We start from the raw sequence: 2,431 nt of genomic DNA, 5'->3' as shown, positions 1-2,431 counted from the left end.
CGTCGAAGCCGAGGCCAAAGCGCGAGGCCGCTTGCTTCAGCCGGTTCGGATCGGCCTTGTCCCACGGAATGTGCAGGGAAACGGTCGGCGTCGCCTGCGTCAATTGCTGGATGACGGCGCAATCCTCGATCTTGTCGAAGATATCGCGTGGCTCGCCGGCACCGGGAAAGCGGGCAAAGCGCGTGCCGCCGGTGCCGACGCCCCAGGACGGGATCGCCACCGCGAATTTCTCGACCTTGTCTCTGATAGCGTCGATGGCGATGCCGCGACGGTCGAGCCGCTCGCCGAGCGAGGCGTAGTCGCGCTCGAGGTTTGCCTTGCGCGCGGCGTTGTCCTTGTCGACGAGGTCGGCGGAGATGATGTGTTCCATCGTCCCCTCCGCTCAGCGCGTGAACGACTGGGCGTTGCCCGCGTCGACATTGATGATGTTGCCGGTCGACTTGGCCGACATGTCGGACGCCAGGAAATAGATCGCCTCTGCGATGTCTTCCGGGAAGACCGAGCGCTTCAGCATCGAACGCGAGCGATAGTGCTCCTCCAGATCGTCGGTCGACATCTTGTAGGCGGCGGCGCGCTGTTCCTTCCACTCGCCGGTCCAGATCTTCGAGCCGCGCAGCACCGCGTCCGGGTTGACGACATTGACCCTGATCTGCGCCTCCGCGCCCTCCAGCGCCAGGCAGCGGGCGAGATGGATCTCGGCAGCCTTGGCGGTGCAATAGGCGGCGGCGTTCGGCGATGCGGCAAGGCCGTTCTTGGAGGCGACGAAGACGACGTTGCCGCCAATCTTCTGCGCGCGGAACAGCCGGAACGCTTCCCGCGAGACCAGGAAATAACCGGTCGACAGGATGTCCATGTTCTTGTTCCACAGCGCCAGCGTCGTCTCCTCGATCGGCGCCGAGGAGGCCAGCCCTGCATTCGATACCAGAATGTCGATGCCGCCGAACTCGACCGCTGTCTCGGCAAAGCCCGAAATGACCTGCTCCTCCGAGGTGACATTGATCAGCACCGGCCGCACGAAGTCCCTGCCGTAGACTTTCGCCAGTTCGTCATTGGCGCTGGCCAGTGCTGTCTCGTCGATGTCGGCCAGCACCACGCAGGCGCCTTCGCGCAGCAGGCGGTTGGCCGTGGCGCGGCCGATGCCGCCGGCGCCACCCGTGACCAGGGCGATCTGGCCGGCAAGCGACTTCGGCTTCGGCATACGCTGCAGCTTCAGGTCTTCGAGCAGCCAGTACTCGATGTCGAAGGCTTCCTGTGCAGGCAGGCCGACATAAGACGACACGGTGGAGGCGCCGCGCATGACGTTGATGGCGTTGACATAGAATTCGCCCGAGATGCGCGCCGTCGCCTTGTCGCCGGCGAAGGTGAACATGCCGACGCCGGGCATCAGGTAGACGACGGCATTGGGATCGCGGATGGCGGGCGAGTCCGGATGCTTGCAGCTGTCGTAATAGGCCTGGTAGCCAACGCGATATTCGGCGATGTCGTCGGCAAGACGCGCGATGACGGCATCGACATCGGGCTTTGCCGGATCGAATTCGATGACCAGCGGGCGGATCTTGGTGCGCAGGAAATGGTCGGGGCATGAGGTGCCGAGTGCCGCCAGCGGGCGCAGATCCCTGGAGTTGACGAATTCGAGCACAGCAGTGGAATCGTCGAAATGGCCTGTTTTGTGGCTCCTTTCCGAGATCAGGCCGCGAATCCTCGGCATCAGTTTGGCCGCGATGGCACGGCGCTCAGTGGCGTCGAGCGACTTGACCGCTTCACCGCCGAAGATAGCGACACCCTCGGAGCGGCGCTCGAACCATTCGATCGCCTGGTTGATCACTGAGATCGTCGTCTCGTAGCATTCCCTGGGGGTGTCGCCCCAGGTGAACAGGCCGTGGCTTTCCAGGATGACGCCCTTGGCGGCTGGGTGTTCGAGGCAGAATTTCTCCAGCCACAGGCCAAGTTCGAAGCCAGGGCGCTTCCACGGCAGCCAGCCGATGGCCTCGCCGAAGATTTCTTTCGTCAGCGCCTTCGAATCCTTCGCCGCGGCAATGGCGATGATGGCATCGGGATGCATGTGGTCGACAAAGGGCTTCGGCACGTAGGCATGCAGCGGCGTGTCGATCGAAGCCGCACGCGGATTGAGGTTGAAGGTGCAGTGCGGCAGGAAGCCGACCATCTCGTCTTCGTGCTCGACGCCGCGATAGAGGCCTTTGAGCGCGCGCAGCTTGTCCATGTAGAGCGTGGCAAAGCCGTCCAGCTTGATCGAGGCGCTGTCGCCGCCCGATCCCTTGACCCACAGCACTTCGACATCCTCGCCGGTGAGCGGGTCTTTCTGCCAGATCTTCGACGACGTGTTGCCGCCGCCATAGTTGGTGACCCGCTTGTCGGAACCAAGTGTGTTCGAACGGTAGACCAGAAGTTCCGGCCCGCTCATGGCGTGAGC

Annotated in this window: 1 protein-coding gene and 1 pseudogene; both read right to left on the bottom strand. The window is 63.6% G+C overall.

The features are described 5' to 3' along the window. Window positions 1–370 (bottom strand): annotated as a pseudogene (locus ENZ74_RS29225) (sugar isomerase); the annotation flags it as partial. Window positions 371–382: 12 nt separating this feature from the next. Further along, window positions 383–2,422: a bifunctional rhamnulose-1-phosphate aldolase/short-chain dehydrogenase gene (locus ENZ74_RS29220; RefSeq protein ID WP_245471029.1), complete on the bottom strand. Its 2,040-nt coding sequence runs from the start codon at window positions 2,420–2,422 to the stop codon at window positions 383–385. Between the last annotated feature and the right edge of the window lie 9 nt (window positions 2,423–2,431).

Origin of the sequence: Mesorhizobium sp. M7A.F.Ca.CA.002.15.2.1 (assembly GCF_003998715.1) — a bacterium.
Classification (GTDB): Bacteria; Pseudomonadota; Alphaproteobacteria; order Rhizobiales; family Rhizobiaceae; genus Mesorhizobium; species Mesorhizobium ciceri.
Note: the sequence above shows the minus strand (reverse complement) of the source record. Positions and strands in the feature narration are given on the sequence as shown.

Excerpts from the sequence above, each read along its gene's own strand:
- ENZ74_RS29220 (WP_245471029.1), bottom strand. The coding sequence starts at position 2,422 with ATGAGCGGGCCGGAACTTCTGGTCTACCGTTCGAACACACTTGGTTCC.